This window comes from Azospirillum formosense (assembly GCF_013340925.1).
Taxonomy (GTDB): Bacteria; Pseudomonadota; Alphaproteobacteria; order Azospirillales; family Azospirillaceae; genus Azospirillum; species Azospirillum formosense.
Window position 1 is genome coordinate 1 of the sequence record NZ_WHOR01000445.1, and the last position, 2444, is coordinate 2444.

Here is a 2444-nt window from a genome sequence, read left to right on the forward strand (position 1 = left end):
AGCCACACGGCCAACCCCACACGGCCAGACCCTCCCCTCCCCCAGACGCGAGACCGAGGCACACCATGATCCTTCTCACCGGCGGCACCGGCTTTCTCGGTGGTTCCTTCTACCTCGACGCCGTCAAGAACGGGACCGCGGCCGACTGCCTGCTGCTGATCCGCGGCGCCGACGAGGCCGCCTGCCGCGCCCGTCTCGCCACCAATCTTTCCCGTTGCGTCGACCGCGCCACCGCCCAGGCCTACGCCGATCTCTGCCAGATCATTCCGGGCGACCTGCAGTCGCTGGCGACCAGCGCCGACCCGCGGCTGGACGCGGTGACCCACATCGTCCACGTCGCCGCCGACACCTCCTTCGACAGCCGCCACTCGGTCTGGCAGATCAACGTCGACGGCACGCTGGCGCTGGCCGCCCGCGCCCGCCGCATGAAGCACCTGCAGCGCTTCCTGCACATCGGCACCGCCTTCTGCTGCGGCGAGACGCCGTGGCTGGAGATGGTCGAGGAGGCCCCCGCCCCCGGCCACGACACGCCGCACATCGTCGAGTACACCCGCAGCAAGGCGGCGGCGGAGCGCGCGCTCGCCGCCGGCTTCCCCGATCTGCCGATCGTCGTCTGCCGCCCGTCCATCGTCGTCGGCCACACCGCGATGGGCGTGCGCCCGAGCGCCAGCATCTTCTGGTTCTTCCGGCTGGTCGACCGCACCGGCGTCCTGCCCTGCTCGCCGGACGGCTTCATCGACATCGTCCCGGTGGACTGGGCCTCGGCCCGGCTGCACGACCTGCTGCGCAAGCCCGACCTGAAGCACAGCCTCTACCACATCTCCGCCGGCCGCGGCAGCCGGACCCTGTGGAGCGACTTCCAGGCCGCCTTCGCCGCGCACGGCCATGAGGGCACCCGCCCCTACAGCTTCTTCGACCCGAAGGGGCCGGAGGGCTGGAGGCCCTTCGACCGCGCCTTCCGGCTGGCCTTCCCGCAGCGCGACATCCTGCACCGGACGATGATGGCCGGCGGGCGCAAGTACCACCGCTTCACCGCGCAGGACATCGCCTTCGACAACAGCCGCCTGCTGGCCGAGGGCTTCACCCCGCCGCCGCGCTTCGCCGACTACATCGGCGTCTGCCTGACGAACCCCGGCACGACCATCGCCGAGCAGTTCGTGGACGACGCCGCCAGCTTCGAGTTCGACGAGTCGCTGGCTCCCGCCGAGGCGGCCACCGCCGCCGCCTGACGTTGCTCCTGGAGAAGGACGCCATGCCGCTCCTCATCGCCACCCGCCTCGCCTCCAGCCCGATCCACGGGCTGGGGCTCTTCGCCGAGGAGGCGGTCGCCGCCGGCACGCCGGTGTGGGCGTTCGACGCCCGCATCGACCGCCTGCTGGCGCCCGACGACGCCGTGCTGGCGGAGTTTCCGCAGGTCGCCCGGCTGGTCGACTTCCACGGCTGCGTGATCGAGGGGGTCGGCGTCCTTCTGCCGGGCGACGACGCCCGGTTCCTCAACCACGCCGACGGTCCGTCCATCGGGCGGGCCGATCCCGGCGACTGGCGGCGCTTCGTCGCCCGCCGCGCCATCGCCGCCGGGGAGGAGATCACCTGCAACTATGAGGACATCTGCGCCGACGTGCGCGAGGCCGGGGCTGCGCTCTACCTGACCGGTGCCGGGACCGGGGCTGGGGCTGGGGGATGACCACGCCCGCGGCGCGCCCTCCCCTGCGGACCAGCTTCGTCGCGCCGGCGGCCCTGACGCCGGAGCGCCGGGCGGCGATGTTCGCCCTGCTCAGCGTCTGGTTCGAAGGCTACGGCGAGGACTATTTCAACGAGGAATTGGAAGACCTCGACCACTGCGTGCTCCAGGAGGACGCCGGGACCGGGGAGCTGGTCGGCTTCGCCACCGTCTACCGGCAGGCGGTGGAGATCGGCGGCACCGCCGTCGGCGCCTTCCACACCGCCCATTGCATCCTGGAGCGCCGCTTCTGGGGGTCGAACGAGCTGGTGCGCTCGATGGTCGCCGAGATGGTCGCCCGCGCCCGCGCCGACCGCTCGGGACGGCTGTGGTACTGGAGCTACAGCGCGGTCGGCTACCGCTCCTACCGCTACATGCCGATGCTGTTCGTCCGCCACACGCCGCATCCCGACCAGCCTCCGGACGACCTCGACCGGGCGTTCCGCGACCACATCGGGCGGGAATGCTTCGCCCAGTACTACGACGCCGGGACCGGCACCGTGGACTGGCAGTGGCAGGGCTACGGCCTGACCGAGGAGGCCCGCGCCATCAGCGCGGCCAAGCTGGACAGCCCGGCGGTCGCCCAGTTCCGCCGCGTCAACCCGCGCTGGGCCGACAGCGTGGAGGTCCTCTGCCTCGCCCGGCTGGAGGACCGTCTCTTATACACATCCCCGTGCCCACGAGGCCAAGGGGAACCATGTATGCCGTCCTCTGCTTGAAAAAA

At 71.6% G+C, this 2444-nt stretch carries 3 protein-coding genes; all 3 read left to right on the forward strand.

Features of this window, described 5'->3' with window-relative positions:
- Positions 1-65 precede the first annotated feature (65 nt).
- The 3 genes from GBZ26_RS28780 to GBZ26_RS28790 are packed head-to-tail and all read left to right on the forward strand — an operon-like array spanning position 66 to position 2439.
- On the forward strand, positions 66-1229 hold the full coding sequence (locus GBZ26_RS28780) for an SDR family oxidoreductase (protein WP_174441720.1): 1164 nt from the start codon (positions 66-68) through the stop codon (positions 1227-1229).
- Positions 1230-1252: 23 nt separating this feature from the next.
- A complete protein-coding gene (locus GBZ26_RS28785; protein WP_174441721.1) occupies positions 1253-1684 on the forward strand; it encodes an SET domain-containing protein in 432 nt (143 codons plus the stop codon).
- Positions 1681-2439, forward strand: coding sequence for a hypothetical protein (locus GBZ26_RS28790; RefSeq protein WP_174441722.1), 759 nt, complete (start codon positions 1681-1683; stop codon positions 2437-2439). Before GBZ26_RS28785 ends, GBZ26_RS28790 begins: the two co-directional genes overlap by 4 nt.
- Positions 2440-2444 lie beyond the last annotated feature (5 nt).